General features: G+C 69.8%; 20 protein-coding genes. 14 read left to right on the top strand and 6 right to left on the bottom strand.

What is annotated here, in order from left to right; all coding sequences use genetic code 11:
• The first annotated feature begins 39 nt into the window (after positions 1 to 39).
• From xylA to Q9G87_RS01020, 7 genes are read left to right on the top strand one after another with little or no spacing between them, the layout of a single operon-like run.
• Positions 40 to 1,191, top strand: a complete 1,152-nt coding sequence (xylA, locus tag Q9G87_RS01050) for a xylose isomerase (RefSeq protein ID WP_305914236.1) — start codon at positions 40 to 42, stop codon at positions 1,189 to 1,191.
• Positions 1,188 to 1,931: a sugar phosphate isomerase/epimerase family protein gene (locus tag Q9G87_RS01045; protein ID WP_305914235.1), complete on the top strand. Its 744-nt coding sequence runs from the start codon at positions 1,188 to 1,190 to the stop codon at positions 1,929 to 1,931. The genes xylA and Q9G87_RS01045 overlap by 4 nt, the downstream gene beginning before the upstream one ends.
• Positions 1,928 to 3,031, top strand: a complete 1,104-nt coding sequence (locus tag Q9G87_RS01040; RefSeq protein ID WP_305914234.1) for a Gfo/Idh/MocA family protein — start codon at positions 1,928 to 1,930, stop codon at positions 3,029 to 3,031. Before Q9G87_RS01045 ends, Q9G87_RS01040 begins: the two co-directional genes overlap by 4 nt.
• A 50-nt stretch (positions 3,032 to 3,081) precedes the next feature.
• Entirely contained in the window at positions 3,082 to 4,683 is a 1,602-nt protein-coding gene (gene lysS / locus Q9G87_RS01035) for a lysine--tRNA ligase (protein WP_305914233.1), read from the top strand.
• Positions 4,680 to 5,222 (top strand): AAA family ATPase, encoded by a 543-nt coding sequence (locus Q9G87_RS01030; RefSeq protein WP_305914232.1) that lies wholly within the window; start codon positions 4,680 to 4,682, stop codon positions 5,220 to 5,222. The genes lysS and Q9G87_RS01030 overlap by 4 nt, the downstream gene beginning before the upstream one ends.
• A 60-nt stretch (positions 5,223 to 5,282) precedes the next feature.
• Positions 5,283 to 6,011, top strand: a complete 729-nt coding sequence (locus tag Q9G87_RS01025; RefSeq protein ID WP_305914231.1) for a glycosyltransferase family 2 protein — start codon at positions 5,283 to 5,285, stop codon at positions 6,009 to 6,011.
• A 19-nt stretch (positions 6,012 to 6,030) separates the two neighbouring features.
• Positions 6,031 to 7,002, top strand: coding sequence for a ketopantoate reductase family protein (locus tag Q9G87_RS01020; RefSeq protein ID WP_305914230.1), 972 nt, complete (start codon positions 6,031 to 6,033; stop codon positions 7,000 to 7,002).
• On the opposite strand, the gene Q9G87_RS01015 is transcribed toward Q9G87_RS01020, so the two are convergent.
• Positions 6,968 to 7,495 carry a DUF6886 family protein gene (locus Q9G87_RS01015; protein ID WP_305914229.1) on the bottom strand — a complete coding sequence of 176 codons (528 nt, stop codon included), beginning with the start codon at positions 7,493 to 7,495 and terminating at the stop codon, positions 6,968 to 6,970. The two genes, Q9G87_RS01020 and Q9G87_RS01015, sit on opposite strands and share 35 nt — an antisense overlap.
• 74 nt (positions 7,496 to 7,569) lie before the next feature.
• Here Q9G87_RS01015 and Q9G87_RS01010 point away from each other — a divergent pair, with 74 nt between their 5' ends.
• Entirely contained in the window at positions 7,570 to 7,920 is a 351-nt protein-coding gene (locus tag Q9G87_RS01010) for a hypothetical protein (RefSeq protein WP_305914228.1), read from the top strand.
• On the opposite strand, the gene Q9G87_RS01005 is transcribed toward Q9G87_RS01010, so the two are convergent.
• The gene (locus tag Q9G87_RS01005) at positions 7,921 to 8,340 is read right to left on the bottom strand and encodes a hypothetical protein (RefSeq protein ID WP_305914227.1); all 420 of its coding nucleotides are present in this window, start codon (positions 8,338 to 8,340) and stop codon (positions 7,921 to 7,923) included.
• Between the two features lie 62 nt (positions 8,341 to 8,402).
• Here Q9G87_RS01005 and Q9G87_RS01000 point away from each other — a divergent pair, with 62 nt between their 5' ends.
• Positions 8,403 to 10,304 (top strand): sensor histidine kinase, encoded by a 1,902-nt coding sequence (locus tag Q9G87_RS01000; RefSeq protein WP_305914226.1) that lies wholly within the window; start codon positions 8,403 to 8,405, stop codon positions 10,302 to 10,304.
• Here the strand turns inward: Q9G87_RS01000 and Q9G87_RS00995 are convergent.
• From Q9G87_RS00995 to Q9G87_RS00985, 3 genes are read right to left on the bottom strand one after another with little or no spacing between them, the layout of a single operon-like run.
• Complete coding sequence (locus Q9G87_RS00995) at positions 10,269 to 10,742, bottom strand: NUDIX domain-containing protein (RefSeq protein ID WP_305914225.1); 474 nt, start codon at positions 10,740 to 10,742, stop codon at positions 10,269 to 10,271. The two genes, Q9G87_RS01000 and Q9G87_RS00995, sit on opposite strands and share 36 nt — an antisense overlap.
• Before the next feature lie 28 nt (positions 10,743 to 10,770).
• Positions 10,771 to 11,514: an MBL fold metallo-hydrolase gene (locus Q9G87_RS00990; RefSeq protein WP_305914224.1), complete on the bottom strand. Its 744-nt coding sequence runs from the start codon at positions 11,512 to 11,514 to the stop codon at positions 10,771 to 10,773.
• 9 nt (positions 11,515 to 11,523) lie between these two features.
• Positions 11,524 to 11,673: a hypothetical protein gene (locus tag Q9G87_RS00985; RefSeq protein ID WP_305914223.1), complete on the bottom strand. Its 150-nt coding sequence runs from the start codon at positions 11,671 to 11,673 to the stop codon at positions 11,524 to 11,526.
• Between the two features lie 397 nt (positions 11,674 to 12,070).
• Between Q9G87_RS00985 and rho the strand changes: the two genes are divergently transcribed.
• On the top strand, positions 12,071 to 13,180 hold the full coding sequence (gene rho, locus Q9G87_RS00980) for a transcription termination factor Rho (protein WP_371825709.1): 1,110 nt from the start codon (positions 12,071 to 12,073) through the stop codon (positions 13,178 to 13,180).
• A 47-nt stretch (positions 13,181 to 13,227) separates the two neighbouring features.
• Here rho and Q9G87_RS00975 read toward each other — a convergent pair whose 3' ends face one another.
• Complete coding sequence (locus tag Q9G87_RS00975) at positions 13,228 to 14,775, bottom strand: DUF1349 domain-containing protein (protein ID WP_305914222.1); 1,548 nt, start codon at positions 14,773 to 14,775, stop codon at positions 13,228 to 13,230.
• Between the two features lie 142 nt (positions 14,776 to 14,917).
• Between Q9G87_RS00975 and Q9G87_RS00970 the strand changes: the two genes are divergently transcribed.
• The 4 genes from Q9G87_RS00970 to Q9G87_RS00955 all read left to right on the top strand — a co-directional run bounded on the left by Q9G87_RS00970 (position 14,918) and on the right by Q9G87_RS00955 (position 19,732).
• Complete coding sequence (locus Q9G87_RS00970) at positions 14,918 to 15,580, top strand: response regulator transcription factor (RefSeq protein ID WP_305914221.1); 663 nt, start codon at positions 14,918 to 14,920, stop codon at positions 15,578 to 15,580.
• On the top strand, positions 15,577 to 16,692 hold the full coding sequence (locus Q9G87_RS00965) for a sensor histidine kinase (RefSeq protein WP_305914220.1): 1,116 nt from the start codon (positions 15,577 to 15,579) through the stop codon (positions 16,690 to 16,692). The genes Q9G87_RS00970 and Q9G87_RS00965 overlap by 4 nt, the downstream gene beginning before the upstream one ends.
• 58 nt (positions 16,693 to 16,750) lie before the next feature.
• On the top strand, positions 16,751 to 17,821 hold the full coding sequence (locus Q9G87_RS00960) for a putative RNA methyltransferase (protein ID WP_305914219.1): 1,071 nt from the start codon (positions 16,751 to 16,753) through the stop codon (positions 17,819 to 17,821).
• Between the two features lie 144 nt (positions 17,822 to 17,965).
• Complete coding sequence (locus Q9G87_RS00955; RefSeq protein ID WP_305914218.1) at positions 17,966 to 19,732, top strand: S9 family peptidase; 1,767 nt, start codon at positions 17,966 to 17,968, stop codon at positions 19,730 to 19,732.
• Positions 19,733 to 19,768 lie beyond the last annotated feature (36 nt).

The following is a 19,768-nucleotide window of genomic DNA, read 5'->3' as shown; positions in this document are numbered from 1 at the left end:
ATGTACAGATTATGGACTAATATCAGGGAGCGCACGCGAATGACCGCATTCACCCCGACCCCGGACGACCGCTTCTCCTTCGGCCTGTGGACCGTGGGCTGGCAGGCGCGCGACCCGTTCGGCGACGCCTCCCGCCCCGCGCTCGACCCGGTGGAGACCGTGCACCGCCTGGCCGAGCTGGGCGCCTACGGCGTCAGCTTCCACGACGACGACCTGCTCGCCGTCGAGCCCGACCGGGACAAGGCCATCGCCGCCTTCAGGAAGGCCCTGGACGAGACCGGCATGAAGGTCCCCGCGGCCACCACGAACCTGTTCACCCACCCGGTGTTCAAGGACGGCGCCTTCACCAGCAACGACCGCGACGTGCGCCGCTACGCCCTGCGCAAGGTCATGCGCAACCTCGACCTGGCCGCCTCGCTCGGCGCGCGGACGTACGTGTGCTGGGGCGGGCGCGAGGGCGCCGAGTCCGACGCCGCCAAGGACGTCAAGGCCGCCATGGACCGCTACAAGGAGGGCCTGGACCTCATCTGCCAGTACGTCATCGACAAGGGCTATGACATCCGCTTCGCCATCGAGCCCAAGCCGAACGAGCCCCGCGGCGACATCCTCCTGCCCACGATCGGCCACGCCCTGGCCCTGATCAACGAGCTGGAGCACCCCGAGATGGTGGGCGTGAACCCCGAGGTCGGCCACGAGCAGATGGCCGGGCTCAACTTCGTGCACGGCATCGCCCAGGCCCTGTGGCGCGGCAAGCTCTTCCACATCGACCTCAACGGCCAGCACGGCCCGAAGTACGACCAGGACCTGATCTTCGGGCACGGCGATCTGAAGAGCGCGTTCTTCCTGGTGGACCTGCTGGAGTCGCACGGTTACGACGGCCCGCTGGTCTTCGACTACAAGCCGCTGCGTACCGACGACCCCGAGGACGTGTGGGTCTCGGCCGCCGCGAACATGCGCACCTACCTGATCCTCAAGGACAAGGCCGCCAAGTTCCGCCAGGACCCCGAGGTCCAGGAGGCCATCCGCGCCTCGCGCGTGGACGAGCTGGCCCAGCCCACGCTGGCCGCGGGTGAGACCTGGCAGGACCTGGCCAAGGACGACTTCGACGTCGAGGCGGCGGCCCTGCGCGGCTTCCACTTCACCCGGCTCAACCAGCTCGCGCTCGAGCACCTCATGGGGGTACGTGGATGAGCAAACCCATCAGCGTCCAGCTCTACACGGTCAGGGAGGCGATGGCCGCCGACCGCGACGCCGTCTTACGGCGCATCGCGGAGCTCGGCTACCAGGCGGTGGAGCCCTACGACCCGACGGCCGACCCCAAGGGCTTCCGCCAGGTGGCCGACGACCTGGGGCTGAGCGTGTCGAGCACGCACGCGTACGCGCTGCTCAGCCAGGAGCCCGCGAAGGTCTTCGACGCCATCGCCACGGTCGGCACCGACCTGGTGATCCTCCCCGGCGGCATCGCCGAGGAGGAGTTCACCACCCGCGACGGCCTCCAGCGCACCGCCGACCTGCTGAACGGCCTGGCCGAGCAGGCGGCGGGGCACGGCATGCGGATCGGCTACCACAACCACTGGTGGGAGATCGAGCCGCGGGTCGAGGGCCGGCACGCCATCGAGGTGCTGGCCGACCTGCTCGCCCCCGAGGTCTTCCTGGAGATCGACACCTACTGGGCGGCCGTGGGCGGCGCCGACGTGCCCGCCCTGCTCGGCCGCCTGGCCGAGCGCACGCTGGCGCTGCACGTCAAGGACGGGCCGGTGGTCAAGGGCGAGCCGCACGTCGCGGTGGGCCAGGGCGTCATGCCCGTGCCCGGCATCCTGGCCGCCGCGCCCGCTGCCTGGCGCATCGTCGAGCTCGACGAGTGCGCGACCGACATCTTCGCCGCTCTCGCGGACAGTCACGCCTATCTCACCTCCTTGGAGGGCTCTTGAGTCATGGCCCCGTCGGCGTCGCCCTGGTCGGCGCCGGAAACATCAGTGGCCAGTACCTCCGCAACCTCACCGCCTTCCCCGACGTGCGCGTGCTCGGCGTCGGGGACCTCGACGCCGAGCGTGCCGCCGAGGTCGCGCGGGAGTACGACGTCCCCGTGTCGGGCCACCTCGGGACGGTGCTCGCCGTGCCCGAGGTCGAGATCGTCGTCAACCTCACCATCCCGTCCGCGCACGCGGCCGTCGCGCTGGAGTCGCTGCGCGCGGGCAAGCACGTGTACGGCGAGAAGCCCTTCGCCATGAACACCGACGACGGAACGAAGATCATGGCCGAGGCCGCCAACCTCGGCCTGCGGGTCGGCGGCGCCCCCGACACCTTCCTCGGCGCCGGGCTCCAGTCCACGGTGCACGCCCTGCGCTCGGGCGTTATCGGCGAGCCGGTCGCCGTCACGGCGGCCACGCAGAGCCTCGGCCCGGAGTCCTGGCATCCCAACCCCGAGTTCTTCTACCAGCCCGGCGGCGGGCCGCTGTTCGACCTCGGCCCCTACTACCTGACCGCCCTGGTGTCCCTGCTCGGCCCCGTCGCCCGAGTGGCGGCGGACAGCCGCAGGGCCCGTGACCAGCGGGTCGTCGGCTCGGGGCCGAAGGCAGGGAAGATCTTCCCGGTGGACGTGCCGACCCACGTCAACGCCCTGCTCGACTTCCCGGGCACGGCCACGGCGGCGGCCACGTTCAGCTTCGACTCGGCCGTCAACCGCAGGATGATCGAGATCATCGGCACCGAGGGCGCGCTGTCGCTCCCCGACCCGAACACCTTCGAGGGGCCGCTGCTGGCCCGCGGCCTGCACGACACCGACTGGCGGGAGCTGCCGCTGTCCGGCACCACGGCCGGGCGCGGCATCGGCGTCCTGGACATGGCCAGGTCGATCCGCGCGGGCACGGCGCATCGGGCGTCCGGTGAGCTGGCGTACCACGTGCTGGAGCTCATGGTCGCCATCGCCGATTCCGGCGAACGATCGGAGTTCCGCCCGATCGCCTCGAGCCTGACCGCGCCGGAGCCGCTTCCCGCGGAGTGGGACCCGTACGCGCGCACGCTGCCGTGAGCTTTGCGAATACGTTGGCCTGAGCCGCCGGGAACCGCGAGAATGGCCCGATGGCTACGAGTGGCGAGACCGACTGGGTGTCCAGGTTCGCGGACCAAGTGATCTCCGAGGCGGAGAAGCGCGCGCCTGGCACCCCGATCGTCTGCGCCTCCGGCCTGAGCCCGTCAGGCCCGGTCCACCTGGGCAACCTGCGCGAGATCATGACGCCCCACCTCGTCGCCGACGAGATCAGGCGGCGTGGGGTCGCGTGCACGCACCTGCTGTCCTGGGATGACTACGACCGGTTCCGCAGGGTGCCCGCGGGCATCGACCCGTCGTGGGCCGAGCACATCGGCAAGCCGCTGACGTCGGTGCCCGCCCCGCCGGGCAGCGCACACGCCAACTGGGCCGAGCACTTCAAGGCCCCCATGATCGAGGCCATGGCGGAGCTGGGCGTGCAGTGCCGGACGATCAGCCAGACCGAGCAATACACCTCGGGCGCCTACCGCGAGCAGATCCTGCTGGCGGTGCGCGAGCGGGCCGCGATCGACGCCGTGTTGTCGCGGCACCGGTCGAAGCAGGTGGAGGACTATTTCCCCTACAAGCCCTATTGCGACCTGTGCGGGCGCGACCTCACGACCGTCACGGCCTACGACGATGCGACCACCGAGCTGGCCTACACCTGCGAGTGCGGCTTCGGCGAGACCGTGCGGCTGGCCGAGCACGACCGCGGCAAGCTGGTGTGGAAGGTCGACTGGCCGATGCGGTGGGCGTACGAGGGCGTGATCTTCGAGCCGTCCGGCGTCGACCACCACTCTCCGGGCTCGGCGTGGACCGTCGGCGGCCGGATCGTGTCCGAGGTGTTCGGCGGGCAGCAGCCGATCGGCCCCATGTACGCGTTCGTCGGCATCATCGGCATGGCCAAAATGAGCAGCTCAAAGGGAGACGTGCCGACCGCGGCCGACGCCCTGGAGATCATGGAGGCGCCCGTGCTGCGCTGGCTGTACGCCCGCCGCAAGCCCGCCCAGTCCTTCAAGATCGCCTTCGACCAGGAGATCCACCGGCTCTACGACGAGTGGGACGCCTTGGGCCGCAAGGTGGCCGCGGGCCAGGCCCAGCCCGCCGAGCTGGCCGCCTACGACCGCGCGGTGCACACGGCCGAGGGCCCGCTGCCCGTCACCCCGCGCCCCGTCCCCTACCGGACGCTGGCCTCCATCGTGGACATCACGACCGGCCACGCCGAGCAGACCCTGCGCATCCTGCGCGACCTCGACGGGATCGGCGACCTCGACGCCGCCCGCCCCCGCCTGGACCGGGCACAGCGCTGGGTCGACGCCCACTTGCCCGCCGACCAGCGCACCCGGGTGCGGGAGTCGCCGGACGAGGAGCTGCTCGACTCGCTCGGCGCGAGCGAGCGAGAGTCGCTGCGACTGCTGGCCGACGGCCTCGACGACTGGTCACTCGACGGGCTGACCACGCTCGTGTACGGGGTGCCGAAGCTCCAGGCGGGCCTGCCCGCCGACGCCGACCCCACCCCTGAGCTGAAGGCCGCCCAACGGGCCTTCTTCGCCCTGCTCTACAAGCTGCTCGTCGGCCGCGACACCGGCCCACGGCTTCCCACACTCCTGCTCGCCGTGGGCGCCGACCGGGTCAGGAAACTCGTGGGCGCGTGAACGGCGCGGTCCTCATCACCGGCGTCTCGGCCGCCGGCAAGTCCACCGTGGCGCAGGCCCTGGCCGAGCGCCTGCCTCGCGCGGCCCACGTCCGCGGCGACACCTTCCGCCGCATGGTGGTCTCCGGCCGCGCCGAGATGACCCCCGAGCCGATCGACGAGGCGGTCCGCCAACTCCACCTCCGTTACCGGATCGCGGCGACCACGGCGGACCTGTACGCCGAGGCCGGGTTCACGCCGATCGTCCAGGACGTCATCCTCGGAGCGGACCTGGAGCGCTTCACGAAGCTCATCCGCACCCGCCCGTTGCACGTGGTCGTGCTCGCTCCGGACCCGGCCGCGGTGGAGGCTCGGGAGCGGGCCCGGGCCAAGGACGGTTACGGCGGCGGCTGGACGGTGACCCTGCTCGACCAGGTGCTCCACCGCGAGACCCCGCGCATCGGCCTGTGGCTGGACACCTCGCGACAGAGCCCGGAGGAGACGGTGAAGGAGATCCTTTCAAGGATCGGCGAAGCGAGAGTCGACGACGATCTTCCATAGAAAGGACCAATGCAAGGCAGAGTCAAGTCGCCTGCATGTGTGCAGGAGGACCTTGTTTCCATGAACAAGCAGCTTTCCGCCGCCAGCGTCAGTGTCATCGTTCCCGCGATGAACGAGGCCGAGAACCTTCCCCATGTCTTCGCCACGCTGCCCGACTGGATCGACGAGGTGATCCTGGTCGACGGCAACTCGGCCGACGACACCATCGCCGTGGCGCGGAGGCTGCGCCCGGACCTGCGGGTCGTCGTGCAGACCCGGCGCGGCAAGGGCAACGCGCTCATCGAGGGCTTCCAAGCCGCCAGGGGCGACATCATCGTGATGATCGACGCTGACGGCTCCACGGACGGCCGTGAGATCCGCTCCTTCGTCGACACCTTGCTCGCCGGCGCCGACTTCGCCAAGGGCTCCAGATACGCGCCCGGCGGCGGCTCCGACGACCTCAGCCCGTGGCGCTCGCTCGGCAACAAGGTCCTCACCGGGCTGACCAACCTGCTCTACGGCACCCGCTACACCGACCTCTGCTACGGCTACAACGCCTTCTGGGCGCGCCACCTGGAGGCCCTTGACCTCGATTGCGACGGTTTCGAAATCGAGACGCTGATGAACGTCCGCGCCGCCCAGGCCGGGCTCGTCATCCGCGAGGTCCCCAGCCACGAGCGCTCCCGCATCCACGGCGCCAGCAACCTCAACGCCGTCCGCGACGGCTGGCGCGTGCTCAAGACGATCATGCGGGAACGTGGGCGCGGCACCGCCGTCACGACGCAGACCCAAGTAGCGCTTGCGAAATGAGGAATGACATCCTCGGACAATGCGCTACATAGTGATCGGAGCAGGAGCCGTTGGTGGAACCATTGGTGCCCGCCTGTACCAAGGCGGGCACGACGTTCTCCTCATCGCGAGAGGCGCCCACTACGAAGCGCTGAAGCGGGACGGCCTGCGCCTGATCACCCCTGAGACCACCGAGACCCTCGACATCCCCGCCGCCGACGGCCCCGTGCCGGCCCGCGACGACGACGTGCTGATCCTGGCCACCAAGTCCCAGGACACGATCGCCGCGCTGGCCGACTGGCCGACGGACCTGCCCGTGGTGTGCGCCCAGAACGGCGTCGCCAACGAGCGCATGGTCCTGCGGCGGTTTTCGCGCGTTTACGGCATGTGTGTCTGGCTGCCCGCCCAGCACCTGGAGCCCGGCGTGGTGGCCGCCCACGGCTACCCCTACTCGGGCATGCTGCACGTCGGGCGTTATCCACAAGGTGTGGACGACCTCGCCGCGCGCATCGTCACCGACCTCGGCAAGCGGGGCCTCGTGGCCCGCGCGTTCCCCGACGTGATGCGCTGGAAGCACGGCAAGCTGCTCGGCAACCTCGCCAACGCCGTGGAGGCCCTCGTCGGCCACCCCGACGGTATGGCGACGGTCGTGGACCGGGCCCGGGCCGAGGCCATGGACGTGCTGGACAAGGCCGGCATCGCGTACTCCACTCCCGAGGACGAACGCCAGATGCGTGGCCACCAGGTGGACATGCGCCCCATCGAGGGCGTCGACCGCGGCGGCGGCTCATCGTGGCAGAGCCTGGCCAGGGCCAGCGGCTCCATCGAGGCCGACTACCTCAACGGCGAGATCGTCCTGCTCGGCCGCCTGCACGGCGTGCCCACTCCGGTCAACGAGGTGCTGCGGCGCGAGGCGAACCGGCATGCCCGCGAGAAGCTCCCGCCCGCCTCGATGCCGCTGAAGACGCTGGTCGCGCTCATGGACGAGCGTTGCGCAGCCGAATCCCGCTGAACTCCAGCGTGCTCTCGATCACCTCGTGCCAGAACGCCCACAGGTTGGGCAGCACCCGCAACTGAATCCCCGCCTCTTCGTGCAGCTCGAAGAGGTCACCCACGCGCTCGGGCGGGCCGAGTGGCTCGACCGGCACCTTCGCGACCACGGCGCTCGGCGGGTCGCCGATGGGCTCGAAGTCATCGGCGAGCAGGCGGTAGGCGTACAGCTTGACGTCCCTGAGAGCGTCGAGCCAGCCGTATTCGATGGCGTGCACACGCTCACCGCAGCCAGGGCCGATGATGCGGACCTTGTCCTCCTCTGTGGTGCGCGGCCCCACCCACGCCATCGCCCGCGGGCAGGCGCGCGGGAACCAGTAGTCGGGGGAGCGGTCATGGTCGACCGCCCACACGTACGCCTCGCTCAGCGCGCTCGTGGGCGCCACGTGCGGGACGAACCGCTCGATCGTCGGGTCCTCGGAGAAGTGGAGCACCTGTCCGGGCTCGGGTCTCATGAACGTCATCATCGCGCATACCCCGACGCCATCGGGGAAGGAGAACCGCGCTCTGACGACAAGGGGTGAGTTGGATGATTCTTTTGGGTCTTCTCCTGGTCCTGCTCGCCGGCGGCGCCGTGGCCCTGGTCCTCACTGAGGAGAGCTCGAGGTACATCCTGTTCGGATACACCTTTGAGCTCAACCACCTGGAGATGTTCTTGGCGGGCGCGGTCACCATGGCCGTCCTGGCGCTGGGTCTCTGGATGCTGGGCTCGGGTTCGCGCCGGACGGCCAGGCACCGCCGCAGGCTGCGCAGTGCCAGGGCCGAGGCCTCCGACCAAGTGGCCCGGTTGGAGGACGAGAAACGCGATCTGGAGCGGCGGCTGGAACGCGAGCACAGGGCCGGCGACCGCCTCGTGGCCGGCGGCTCCGACAATCCGTGATCAGGCCGCCTGGCGCGAGGGCATCAGCTTGCCCTCGCGCCAGAGCGCGAATCCCGTGACCGCCGCCCCCAGCCCCTCCCACAACCCGACGCCGAAGAACCCGGACGGCGCCGTCCCGGTCACCACCAGCGCGGTGAAGACGGTGAACGTCACGAGCCTGAACGGCACGGTCCAGCGGAAGAACGGCGTGTAATCCGCCGACGCCGCGAACATGTAGTAGACGCCCATGTTCACCGCCGCCATCGACGATGCCGCCATGAAAACCGCCGTATAGTCACCGGCCGGCCGTTCGTCGAGCACCTCGAAACCCAGCATGGACAGCTGCGTGCCGGGCGAGACCAGCCCGAGCAGCCCCAGGGCGAAGGCCAGGAATCCGAAGACCGCGATGGTCCAGCCGGAGAAAGAACGCGGAAGACGCACAGAAATCCTTCCAAAGGGGGGTGTAATCTGCGAGGCGATCTCATCATGCACCCGGAGGTCGCATGCCCCCCAAGCGTGGCCGTCCCATTGCTGTGAAGCTCCTCATCCTGCTGCTCGTCCCGCTGCTGTCCCTCGTCGGGCTGTGGGCGTTCGCGGCGGGCCTGACCGGCGCGGACGGTGTCCGCCTGCTCGCGATCAACGATTTGGTCACGAACCTGGCCACGCCGTCGGAGCAGGTCAACATCGCGCTGCAGGAGGAGCGGCTGGCCTCCGTGGAGGTCCTGGTCAGCGGGCGGGGCGCGGACGGCCTCGCCAAGCGGCGCGGCCGGACCGACCGGGCCGTGGCGACGTTCCGCCGCCTGGTCAAGAACGTACGCGACCTGTCGCCTGAGATGACCGCGCAGCTCAACACCCTGAACGGCAAGCTCGACCAGCTCGCTCAGGTCCGCAAGGACGTGGACGGCGCGAGCGTCGCGCCGCTCGACGTGATCGACGGCTACAGCCAGATCGTGGACGCGTCCTTCCGCATGTACGACGCCATGGTGCTGGTGCCCGAGATGACGCTCTACCAGCAGGCCAAGGCCATCACCATGCTGGGCGAGGCCAAGGACCTGCTGTCCAGGGAGCGGGCGATGATCGCCGTGGTGCTGGCCAAGGGCCAGGTGGAGCCCCGGGATCGGGAGGCGTTCACGGGGATGGCCGCGACCAGGCGGCTGCTGTTCGCGCAGGCGCTCTCGCACCTGGACGCCGACCTGCGGGGGCCGTACGAGACGTTGTCCGCCTCGCCCGTCTACCAGGAGTTCCTGAAGGCCGAGGACGCCATCAGGGGGCAGGCGGCCACGAACGGCCTGCCCGCGACGGCCGCCACCTGGCCCGTGGACGGCGAGAACCTGTGGCGGGCCGTCGAGCGCAACCAGGCCGCGGCCGTGACCGGCATCACGCAGCGGGTCACCCCGACGGCCATCGGCATGCTGGTCAAGATCGGCGTGGCGGGTGGCGTGGGCCTCGTCGCCGTCATCGCCTCGATCATGCTCTCGCTGCGCTTCCGCAAGCGCCTGGTGCGCGAGCTGGCCGGGCTCCGAGACGCCGCCACCGAGCTGGCCGAGGTACGGCTGCCGGGGCTGGTCAGGCGCCTGCGGACGAACACGGCCGCGCCCACGCCGGCCGAGATCGCGCCGCTGGAGGTCAGGACGCACAGCGCCGAGGTGGACGACATCGTCGAGGCCTTCAACCAGGTGCAGTCCACGGCCGTCGAGGCCGCGGTGGACCAGGCCAGGCTGCGGCACGGCGTCAGCCAGGTCTTCGTCAACCTGGCCAGGCGCAACCAGTCGCTGCTGCACCGGCAGCTGCTCCAGCTCGACAGCATGGAACGGGCGACCGAGCAGCCGGAGCTCCTGGCGGACCTGTTCAAGCTGGACCACCTCACGACCCGCATGCGCCGGCACGCCGAGAGCCTGATCATCCTGTCCGGCCAGACCCCGGGTCGCGGCTGGCGCAATCCGGTGCCGATCCACGACGTGCTGCGCGCGGCGGTGGCCGAGGTGGAGGAGTACGAGCGGGTCGAGGTGCTCCAGACGCCGCCGGTCGCGCTGCTGGGCTCGGCGGTCACGGACGTGGCCCATCTGATGGCCGAGCTGGTCGAGAACGCCACGCTGTTCTCGCCGCCCCAGACCAGGGTGGACGTGCGGAGCACGACGACCCCGAACGGCCTGGTGGTCGAGGTCGAGGACCGAGGGCTCGGCCTGCCCCGCGTTGAGCTCGACGAGCTCAACGACCGGCTGACCACGACGCCGGAGTTCGACCTGGCGCAGAGCGACCGGCTCGGCTTGTTCGTGGTCAGCAGGCTGGCGGCCCGGCACGACATCAAGGTCACCCTGTCGCCCTCGCCGTACGGCGGCCTGACCGCGATGGTGGCCCTGCCCGCCTCGCTACTGGCCGACCAGCCCGTCCTGAGCGGGCGATAGGTAGCGCATCCCGCCGGACTCCCGGGCGGCCGCCGCGGCCAGCAGCCGCTGGTAGACGTGGCTCGGCAGCAGCCGCTCGGCCTCCTCGACCGTGAAGAACCCGTAGTCGTCCAGCTCCTCGGCCTGCAGGGTGATGGGCGTGTCAGAGGCGATCTCGCCGCAGTCGAACAGGAAGTTGACCAGCGGATAGGGGATGTACGACAGCTCACCCCAGTGCACGGTCAGCAGCCTGCCGACCTCCACCTTCAGCCCGACCTCCTCGGCCACTTCCCTGGCGCAGGCCTGCGCGGGATGCTCCCCGGCGTCGACGATGCCGCCGGGGAAGTTCCAGTGCTCGCGGTAGTTCGGGTCGACCAGCAGGACCCGCCCCTTCTCGTCAGTGATGTACGCCGCCGCTCCTGCGATCACCCGGTTGACCGTGGCCCAGAAATCGTTCACACCAGCACTATGGCAGACCCGGACGTGCTCAAAGACGCAGGAAAGGCTCGCTGAAGTGGGCGGTGGCCAGAATCGCCCGCTCGGCCCTGAGCGCGTCGAGCACCTCGGCGCGGGTGCGTGCGGCCGCCTCCTGGTCGTCGTCGTAGAGGTAACGCACGCCAGGGTCGTCGAGCTGCACGGGATGGACAACGAGGTCGCCGGTCATGGCCACGTCGCCGACCCGGACGATCTGATGGCCGGGCGTGTGCCCCGCCGCGAGGTGCACGTGAACACCGGGGGCGACCTCGGCCCGGCCCTCCACCACGTGTAGTTGGCCCTTGATCGGAGCGAGCAGCCGGTCGAGCACGGGCCCCGCCGCGGCGTCCAGCTCGGCCTGCTGGAGCACATGGCGCGCGTTCTCGAACGCCGGCCTGCCGTCGTCGGTCACCACGCCGCTGGCGTGGTCGCTGTGCAGGTGGGTGAGGACGACGGTGTCGATGTCAGCGGGCGCGACGCCGGCCGCGGCCAGCTCGCCGGCCAGCGTTCCCGGGACCGGCGCCCAACTGGACGCCGGCGACTCGGCGCCGCCGATGCCGGTGTCGACCAGAGTGAGGCGGCCTGCCGCCGAACGCAGCAGATAGCAGTGGAAGTGCAGGACCCACGGCTCGTCCCGGAGCCCCGAATCGGGGAACATCTCGGCGAGCGGGCGGCGGATCGCCGACCCCATCGGGCCCACGGCGTCGCAGAGCGGTGTCACCTCGACGCCGGACACGGTTATCGGTTGATGCGGCACCCGCCAAGACTAGGCGGCGACAGGCTCGGCGTGGAGATGCGGAACGTACTCGTTCTCGAGGTCGGCGGCGTAGACGGCGCGGCGGCAGTTCGCGCACCGGTACATGATCGGGCCCTCGTCGAGCTCGTGGTGGCACCGCGGGCAGTGGTTGACGGTCATGATGGTGCTCCCCCAAGGAGGTTCTGTTGGTCCTATGGAACCCTCACCGAGTTGCAGGGGTCCTGCATGTCACTTGACACGATGACGCTGCGCTGATGGGGGCTCTGTGTCCTTCGATACACCGGCCGCGGTAATTTTCCTCGGAGTACGGTGTCGAGAAGAAGATTGTCACGCGGCGTGTCCCGTGCGTGTGCGCGAAGACCCGAGAATCGCCCGGGAATAGCCCAAGAGGGCTAGGCGTTTGGTAGGTCAGATCGTGTGGTATGTTCCAACCAGCGTTGAGCTACAGCTCCGCTGATCTTCGATCTCAGCCTCGCCCCGCGTTACGGGGTCCGGCTTCCTTTCATCACTCGCCGGCCTTCACGGGTCCGGCGCATTCCCCCAAAGGGGTTTCACCATGTCTGTGCACACCATTCCTGAACAGCGTGCGGACGTGCCCGTGCGGCAGGTGAGCGGCCTCCTGGACATACGCGAAAAATCCGCGTTCATCCGGGCCGAGCACCTGCCGGGACCGGGTGACGTGCGCGTGCTTCCCGAGAAAATCAAACAGTTCGACCTGCGGCCGGGCGACCACGTCGTCGCCTCCTTCGCAGGCAACAAGCTCGCCCGCGTCGAGTCGGTCAACGGCGACACGCAGTGGCGCGGGCGGCCCACGTTCGCTGACCTGACGCCCGTACACCCGACCGAACGGCTCACCATCGAGACCGAGTCGCTCAGCACGCGCGTCATCGACTTGTTCGCCCCCATCGGCAAGGGACAGCGCGGCCTCATCGTCGCGCCGCCCAAGGCCGGCAAGACCATGGTCCTGCAGGCGCTGGCCGCCGGGATCACCCGCAACCACCCCGAGGTGCACCTCATGGTCGTGCTCGTGGGCGAGCGGCCCGAGGAGGTCACCGAGATGCGGGCCACCATCGCGGGCGAGGTCTACTCCTCGACCTTCGACCACCCCGACCACGACCACACCACCGTCGCCGAGCTGGCCATCGAGCGGGCCAAGCGGCTCGTCGAGTCCGGACGGGACGTGGTGGTGCTGCTCGACTCGCTCACCCGGCTGGGGCGGGCGTACAACAACCTGGCGCCCGGCGGCGGACGCGTGCTCACCGGCGGCATCGACGCCCGCGCTCTCTACCCGCCCAAGCGCTTCTTCGGCGCCGCACGCAACGTCGAAGGCGGCGGCTCCCTCACCATCCTCGCCACCGCGCTCGTCGACACGGGGTCGCGGATGGACAACAACCTGTACGAGGAGTTCAAGGGGACGGGCAACATGGAGCTGCACCTCACCCGCGAGCTGGCCGAGCGGCGGCTGTTCCCCGCAGTTGACCTGGAGAGCTCGGGGACGCGGCGGGAGGAGATCCTGCTGCACGCGGAGGAGCGGAAGGTGGTCTGGCGCTTGCGGCGGATGCTCACCGGGCTCGAGAAGCAGCAAGGACTCCAGGTCCTCGTCGACAAGCTCCGCGCCACGTCGTCCAACGCCGCCTTCCTCCTCGAAGCCGCAACCGCCGCCTGACCCGCCTCCCATCCCGCACGGGCGCCACGCCATCGGCCCCCGCACGATCATCGGCCACCGCGCCATTCGCGGGATTGTCTTGAGTCCGCCCCGCGGTGTACGGCTATCGCCGCCCCGAGGGCGAGGGCGGCGTACCCGAAGGTCACGGTCAAACCCGCCCATGGCGGGAGCGGGTAATAGCCCCCGAGCAGTGACTGGTCCACGTCCACATGCGCGAACGTGGGGATGCTCTGCGTGATCGCGAACCCGGCGGCAGGGGTGATCATCAGCAGCCATGGCACCAGCCCCGCGCTCGCCAGCAGGTGAGGCACGACGACCAGCGCGATGGCCAGCCCGATGGCGACGATCCCCCGCTTGACCAGCGCGGCGAGGCCCAGAGCCAGCACGGCGGCGACCGCGGTCAGCGCCGCGTAGCCGACGATCACACGCAGCTCGGTACCCAAGGTGATCGGCTGTATCGGGTTCTGATTGGCACGCAACATCGCCAGACCGGCAGGGACCACGACCCCCGAGGTCACCAGCCCCGTCACGAACGCGACCGCGCCGACCACCAAGGCCTTGGCCGCCAGCAGCCGCGCTGGATGCGACTCGGCCGGCAGACCGGTCCCGATCAGCCTCCGCCGGTGTTCCGCGGTGAAGAACAAGACCGCCGCCACGAGCACCGGGATCAGCCCCACGGCCCCGCCGATCAGCATGAGGTCAGCGCGCAGACCGCCCTCCACCGTGGCGGGACCGATGTCACCACCCCCGGTCACGATGAGCTTGTCACCGGACTCGACGACCCCGCCCGGATGATGCGGGGTCTTGCCGTCGGACTCCATGACGACGCCGACGTCGTCGCGGCGCCACGAACCGTTCGCGCCCTCCAGCGTGATCTGGTCGAAGGTGGCGGTGGCCTGGGCGAAGGCTTTCGCCATGTCCCACAAGGCGCCTGGTGAGGTGGCGAACAGCCCGATCTCGACCGTCTCCGGCAGCCCGGTCAGCTTGACCGTGCCGACCTCGGTCCACGTCTTGCCGTCGTCCGACTCGTAGCCGGTGACGGTGTCGCCCGACCTGGTCAGCCGCAGCCACTGCGGGCCATTGTGAGGACCGCCGGGCACGTCGTGGGTGTAGTTGTACTGCATCCGCACGCCGTGATCTCCGGTGAGCATGACGGCGGCGTACGGTGTGCCCTGCTTGAGGCTCTGCCTCAGGAGGAGCCCGGCCTTCGCCCACGGCACCACTCCCTCTTTGACATTGCGCACTCCGGGCACGACGTCCGGCAGCCGCATCTGCCCGGTCATGTCCGACACGCGGGCGGTGATGCTGCCGTCCCCCGTGAGCGGCTGATGCACGAAGTAGTACTTGTCCCTCACCGCCGTACCATCGGGACCCACCAGAGGTGCGGGGCAGGGGCCCTCCCCCTTCCCGGTCACGCAGGCGCTGCGGGCACCCCCGGCGATCAGCAGTCCGAGCGACACGGTGACCACCACGGAAGCCATGAGGAGCACCCAGCCCAGCCCGGAGCGGAACTTGGTCCACTCCGCGCGCAGCAACTGAGGGAAACGGTCCTGCCCGGCCCGCTGATTGGATCGTTGAGGCGTGAATGAACTCATGCCGACGGTTGTACGCGGTACCCGGTTCCAGCCCGGTCGCAGCCGCTGCGACCGGGCTGGAACCTGGGATCTGGCATCGTCAAAGCATGGCACCTCGACCCGGCGGCAGATTCGGCCACACGATGACTGGCGGTGAGGGGCGGTGAGGGTCCTCGTCGTCGAGGACTTCGAGGTCCTCGCCCGCTCCATCGGAACCGGGTTGCGCCGCGAGGGCATGGCCGTCGACGTCGTCCTGGATGGAACCGCCGCCCTCGACCGTCTGGCCGCCACCCGCTACGACGTGGTGATCCTCGATCGCGACCTGCCCGGCGTCCACGGGGACGAGATCTGCCGGCGACTCGCCCACGGCCGCTGTGAGACCCGCGTCCTGATGCTCACCGCCTCCGGCACGATCGAGGACCGCGTCGACGGGCTCAGCCTCGGCGCCGACGACTACCTGCCCAAGCCGTTCGCGTTCGCCGAACTGGTCGCGCGCGTTCGTGCCCTGGCCCGCCGCGCCACCCCGCCGCTGCCGCCCACCCTGGCATGCGGGGACATCACCCTCGATCCGGCCCGCCGTATCGCGTTCCGGGCCGGTCGGCGCCTTGAGCTGAGCCCCAGGGAGTTCGGCCTGCTCGAATGCCTACTCGCCGTACCCGGCCTGGTCATCTCCGCCGAGGAACTGCTCGAACGCGTCTGGGACGAGGCCGCCGACCCCTTCAGCAGCGCCGTCAAGCACACCATGCACCGGCTGCGGGCCAAGCTCGGCGACCCGCCCGTGATCGAGACCATCCGCGAAGGCGGCTACCGCATCGGACCGTCATGACCTCCCAGGCGCTCACCAGAAGGTCCCTGCAGACGCGGCTCGCGCTCGCCTACGCGGCGGGCATCTACGCCGCCGGGACCTTCGTGCTCATATTCGTCAACGTCCCGCTGGCCAGCATCGACATGGCCAGGCCCAAAGGCCCCTCCTCATCCGGCACGATCATCGAAGCAGGGCCCGGGATCAGCCTGCCCCAACTCCTCACCGGATCCGCCGTCGCCCTGGTCATACTGATTCCCGTCGCCCTGACTCTCGGCTGGTACGTCGCCGGCCGGTTCCTGCACCCGCTGCGCGCCATCACCACCACCGCCAAAATCATCTCCGCCGGAAACCTCCACCGGCGCCTCGACCTCGGCGAGCCTGCGGACGAGCTGACCGAACTCGGCCACACCCTCGACGACCTGTTCGCCCGCCTTCAAGCCTCCTTCGACGCCCAGCGCCACTTCGTCGCCAACGCCTCCCACGAGCTGCGCACCCCGCTCGCCGGCCTGCGCACCCTCCTCGAAGTCGCCCTCGCCGACCCCGACGCCGACGCCGAGGCCCTGCGCTCGATCTGCCGGGAGGCCCTCGCTCTGGGCGAACACCAGGAGCGACTCCTCCAAGCGCTGCTCGCTCTGGCCACCAGCGAGCGCGGCGTCACCCGGTGGGACACCCTCGACCTCACCCAGATCGTCGAAGGAGTGCTCGACTCGCGCCGCGACCAAGCCACGGAGACAGGCATTGACCTCGCCGAATACCTCACGCCCGCAGTGACGGCCGGGGACCCCGGACTGATCGAAAGCCTCGTCGCCAACCTCATCGACAACGCCATCCGCCACAACCGCCCGGACGGGCACGTAAAGATCACCACTCAGACCTCCGGCACGGAGGTGGCCCTGACGGTCAGCAACAGCGGGCCGGTCATCCCCGACAACCAGATCCAGCGGCTCTTCCAGCCCTTCCAGAAACTGGCGCCCCATCGTCACGGCCACCGCGACGGCTACGGCCTCGGCCTCGCCATCGTCAACGCCGTCACCCAAGCCCACCACGCCACCCTCACCACCAGCGCGCGTCCCGAAGGCGGCCTGTCCATCACCGTGCGGTTCGCCCACGGAGCTCATCCGAACCATCCCTGACGTCTGTGGACGGCTGCTCCCATAGGTGACTCCGTGGCGGTGGACCAGAATGGGGCACATGCTGGCTGACATCGTCGAATATCTCATCTGCCCCGTATGCCGCGCCCGCGTGCGGCTGGAGGAGGAGGCGGTGCGATGTGCGAACGGGCACGCGTTCGACGTGGCCAAGCAGGGATACGTCAGCCTCCTCATCGGCTCCAGACCGCCGGGCACCGCCGACAGCGCGGCAATGGTGGCAGCCAGGGCCGAGTTCCTCGACGCGGGGCACTACGCCCCGCTCGCCGCCGCCGTGGCCGAAAGCGTGCTGGAACACACATCAGGGCAGAACGGTCCACTAGAACGCGAGTCGTCCACCGAAACGAATGACGGCGGCGTGCTGAAGGCGTACCGTGGGGCGGGAATGGAGGCCGGTTACGGCGTGGGACCAGCAGGAGGTCCTGTGTCTGACCGGGACAACGTCGAGGGTCGCCGCGCGGAGGGCAGGACCGCACCGGTGATCGTCGACGCCGGCACGGGAACCGGACATTATCTGGCGACCGTGCTCAATGCCGTGAGCGATGGCATCGGGATGGCGTTCGATGTGTCGAAGCACGCTGTACGCCGGGCGGCGCGGGTGCATCCGAGGGCGGGAGCCTTTGTGGCCGACGTGTGGCGGCCTCTCCCCATCCGGGATGGGGTGGCCGATGTGGTGATCGACGTTTTCGCGCCCAGGAACGGGCCCGAGTTCAGGAGGATCCTGCGGCCGGACGGCGTCGTAGTGGTCGTCACGCCCGCGCGGACACATCTGAGCCCGCTGGTAGAGGAGTTGGGACTGCTTTCCGTGGACGAGGAGAAGGAGCGCAGGGTCGCGCGCAGCATGGAGGGCTTCGCGGAGACCGGGCGGCGCTCGATCGAGTTCGACATGGAGCTGAGCCCCGAGGACATCGCCCAGGTGGTCGGGATGGGCCCGAGTGCCTGGCACGCCGACGTGGCCGACCTTGAGCAGCGCATCGCGGGATATGTCTCCCGAAATGCCGCGAAGGACGCGGAAGCCGCAGAAGTCGCGAAAAGTCGGCAGAAAGTAGTGACGCACGCGGCATTTCACCTATCTACCTTCGAGCCCGCACCCCGATCAAGCCCTGTTCCTTGACGGACACGTGCGACTGGTGTTACTGATGGGGCATTTAGACGGAAATTCCCCCACATTCCCGACGTATTTCCCCGGCGTAGGCGCAATACTGGACGGCATCCCGAGCCGGGACACGCGGGACAGCAATGGGAGGGGGCGCGCCGGATGAAGGCGGAGGAACGCTGGCAGGCCAGGTTCCGGGCCTCGCGCATGACGCTGCCCTCCTGGGCGCGTCAGGCTCCGAACCGCTCCATCTACCGCTCCAACGCCACGGGAACGTGGGAGGTCTACGCCTGGGATCGCGTGACGGGTGCCATCCGGCAGGTGACCGACCGGCCCAAGGGCACCGCGTACGCCGCCATCGACCCCACCGGCCAGTGGATCTACTGGTTCGCCGACACCGACGGCGACGAGTTCGGCGGATGGTGGCGCCAGCCGTTCACCGGCGGCCCCGACGAGCCGGTGGCCCCGAGCCTGCCGCCCGGCCAGCCCGGCGGCATCGCGCTGTCCACGACCGGCGTCGCGGCGATCAGCCTGGCCAGTGACAGCACCTTCCGCATCCACCTGGTACGCGAGGGCGAGCCGGACCGGTTGCTCTACGAGCACACCGAGGCCGCCTGGGTGTGCGACATGTCCCTCGACGGCTCGCTCTTAGCGATAAATCACGGTGAGTACGGCGATTTCCGTCACCCCGCGCTCCGCGTCGTCCGCGCCAACGGCGAGACCGTCAGCGAGCTGTACGACGGCCCCGGCAAGGGTGTGCTCGGACTCCACTTCGCCCCTGTCGTGGGCGACCGCCGCCTGCTCGCCCTGCACGAGCGCCGCCAGCGCCACGAGCCCCTGGTCTGGGACCCGGTGACCGGTGAACAGCGCGAGATCTGGCTGAAGGACTCCGGAGACCTGGACGCCGAGTGGTACGACGACGGCCGCGGCCTGCTGATCCTGCGCGAGGACCGGGCCCGCAGCTACCTGCACCGCTACGACCTGGCCGGCGGCGGCCTGACCCTCATCGACACGCCGCACGGCGTGATCGACGAGGCGGCTCCCCGGCCCGGCGGCCACGTCGAATACTCCTGGTCCAGCGCCTCCCGCCCGTCGGTCATCCGCTCCAGCACCGGACAGGTCGTGATCAACCCCGGTGGGCCGCCGGCGCCGCCGAGTGTGCCCGTCGAGGACATCGACGTCGAGGGCGAGGGCGGCCGCATCCACGCGCTGATCTCCAAACCGGAGACCGGCACCGCGCCCCACCCCACGGTCTTCCTGCTGCACCATGGGCCGGCGGCACACGACCGCGACGCGTTCTCGTCCACCGTCGCGGCCTGGGTGGACGCGGGCTTCGCCGTGGTGCGGGTCAACTACCGCGGCTCGACCGGCTACGGCTCGGCCTGGCGCGACGCGCTGCACGGCGAGGTGGGGCACATCGAGCTGGCCGACGTGGCCGCCGTACGCCACTGCGTGATCGAACGCGGCATCGCCGACCCGGACCGTCTGGTGCTGGCCGGCTCGGCGTGGGGCGGCTATCTCACGTTGCTCGGCCTCGGCACCCAACCCGAGTTGTGGGCGGCCGGCATCGCGGCGGTCCCGATCGCCTGCCACCAGACCTCGTACGAGGACGAGGCCGAGAGCCTGCGCGCCTACCACCGCGCGTTGCTCGGCGGCTCACCCGACGAGCAGCCCGAGCGGTATGCCGCCAGCTCTCCGATCACGTACGCCGACCAGGTGAAGGCCCCTCTGCTGATCCTCGCCGGCGAGAACGACACGCGCTGCCCGCTCCGCCAGATCGAGAAGTACGTGGCCACGCTCGCCGAGCACGGCCGCGAGCATGAGGTCTACACCTACGACGCCATTCGCGGCTCGCTCGTGGTGTCGGAGCGGATCGCGCAGATCGCGGTGCAGCTCGAATTCGCGCGAAAGCACGTGAATGCACACTGAGGTTGACAGGTTGTAAGGACTTGCAGGCCCGACGGT

Origin of the sequence: Nonomuraea turcica, from assembly GCF_030718205.1 — a bacterium.
Taxonomy (GTDB): domain Bacteria; phylum Actinomycetota; class Actinomycetes; order Streptosporangiales; family Streptosporangiaceae; genus Nonomuraea.
Note: the sequence above shows the minus strand (reverse complement) of the source record. Positions and strands in the feature narration are given on the sequence as shown.

Bases quoted from the DNA above. Each gene is read 5' to 3' on its own strand.
- Q9G87_RS01025 (WP_305914231.1), top strand. From the start codon at position 5,283: ATGAACAAGCAGCTTTCCGCCGCCAGCGTCAGTGTCATCGTTCCCGCG.
- lysS (WP_305914233.1), top strand. From the start codon at position 3,082: ATGGCTACGAGTGGCGAGACCGACTGGGTGTCCAGGTTCGCGGACCAA.
- Q9G87_RS01045 (WP_305914235.1), top strand. From the start codon at position 1,188: ATGAGCAAACCCATCAGCGTCCAGCTCTACACGGTCAGGGAGGCGATG.
- Q9G87_RS00955 (WP_305914218.1), top strand. From the start codon at position 17,966: ATGAAGGCGGAGGAACGCTGGCAGGCCAGGTTCCGGGCCTCGCGCATG.
- rho (WP_371825709.1), top strand. From the start codon at position 12,071: ATGTCTGTGCACACCATTCCTGAACAGCGTGCGGACGTGCCCGTGCGG.
- Q9G87_RS00960 (WP_305914219.1), top strand. From the start codon at position 16,751: ATGCTGGCTGACATCGTCGAATATCTCATCTGCCCCGTATGCCGCGCC.
- Q9G87_RS01010 (WP_305914228.1), top strand. From the start codon at position 7,570: ATGATTCTTTTGGGTCTTCTCCTGGTCCTGCTCGCCGGCGGCGCCGTG.
- Q9G87_RS01000 (WP_305914226.1), top strand. From the start codon at position 8,403: ATGCCCCCCAAGCGTGGCCGTCCCATTGCTGTGAAGCTCCTCATCCTG.
- Q9G87_RS01015 (WP_305914229.1), bottom strand. From the start codon at position 7,495: ATGAGACCCGAGCCCGGACAGGTGCTCCACTTCTCCGAGGACCCGACG.
- Q9G87_RS01020 (WP_305914230.1), top strand. From the start codon at position 6,031: ATGCGCTACATAGTGATCGGAGCAGGAGCCGTTGGTGGAACCATTGGT.
- xylA (WP_305914236.1), top strand. From the start codon at position 40: ATGACCGCATTCACCCCGACCCCGGACGACCGCTTCTCCTTCGGCCTG.
- Q9G87_RS00985 (WP_305914223.1), bottom strand. From the start codon at position 11,673: ATGACCGTCAACCACTGCCCGCGGTGCCACCACGAGCTCGACGAGGGC.
- Q9G87_RS00965 (WP_305914220.1), top strand. From the start codon at position 15,577: ATGACCTCCCAGGCGCTCACCAGAAGGTCCCTGCAGACGCGGCTCGCG.
- Q9G87_RS00975 (WP_305914222.1), bottom strand. From the start codon at position 14,775: ATGAGTTCATTCACGCCTCAACGATCCAATCAGCGGGCCGGGCAGGAC.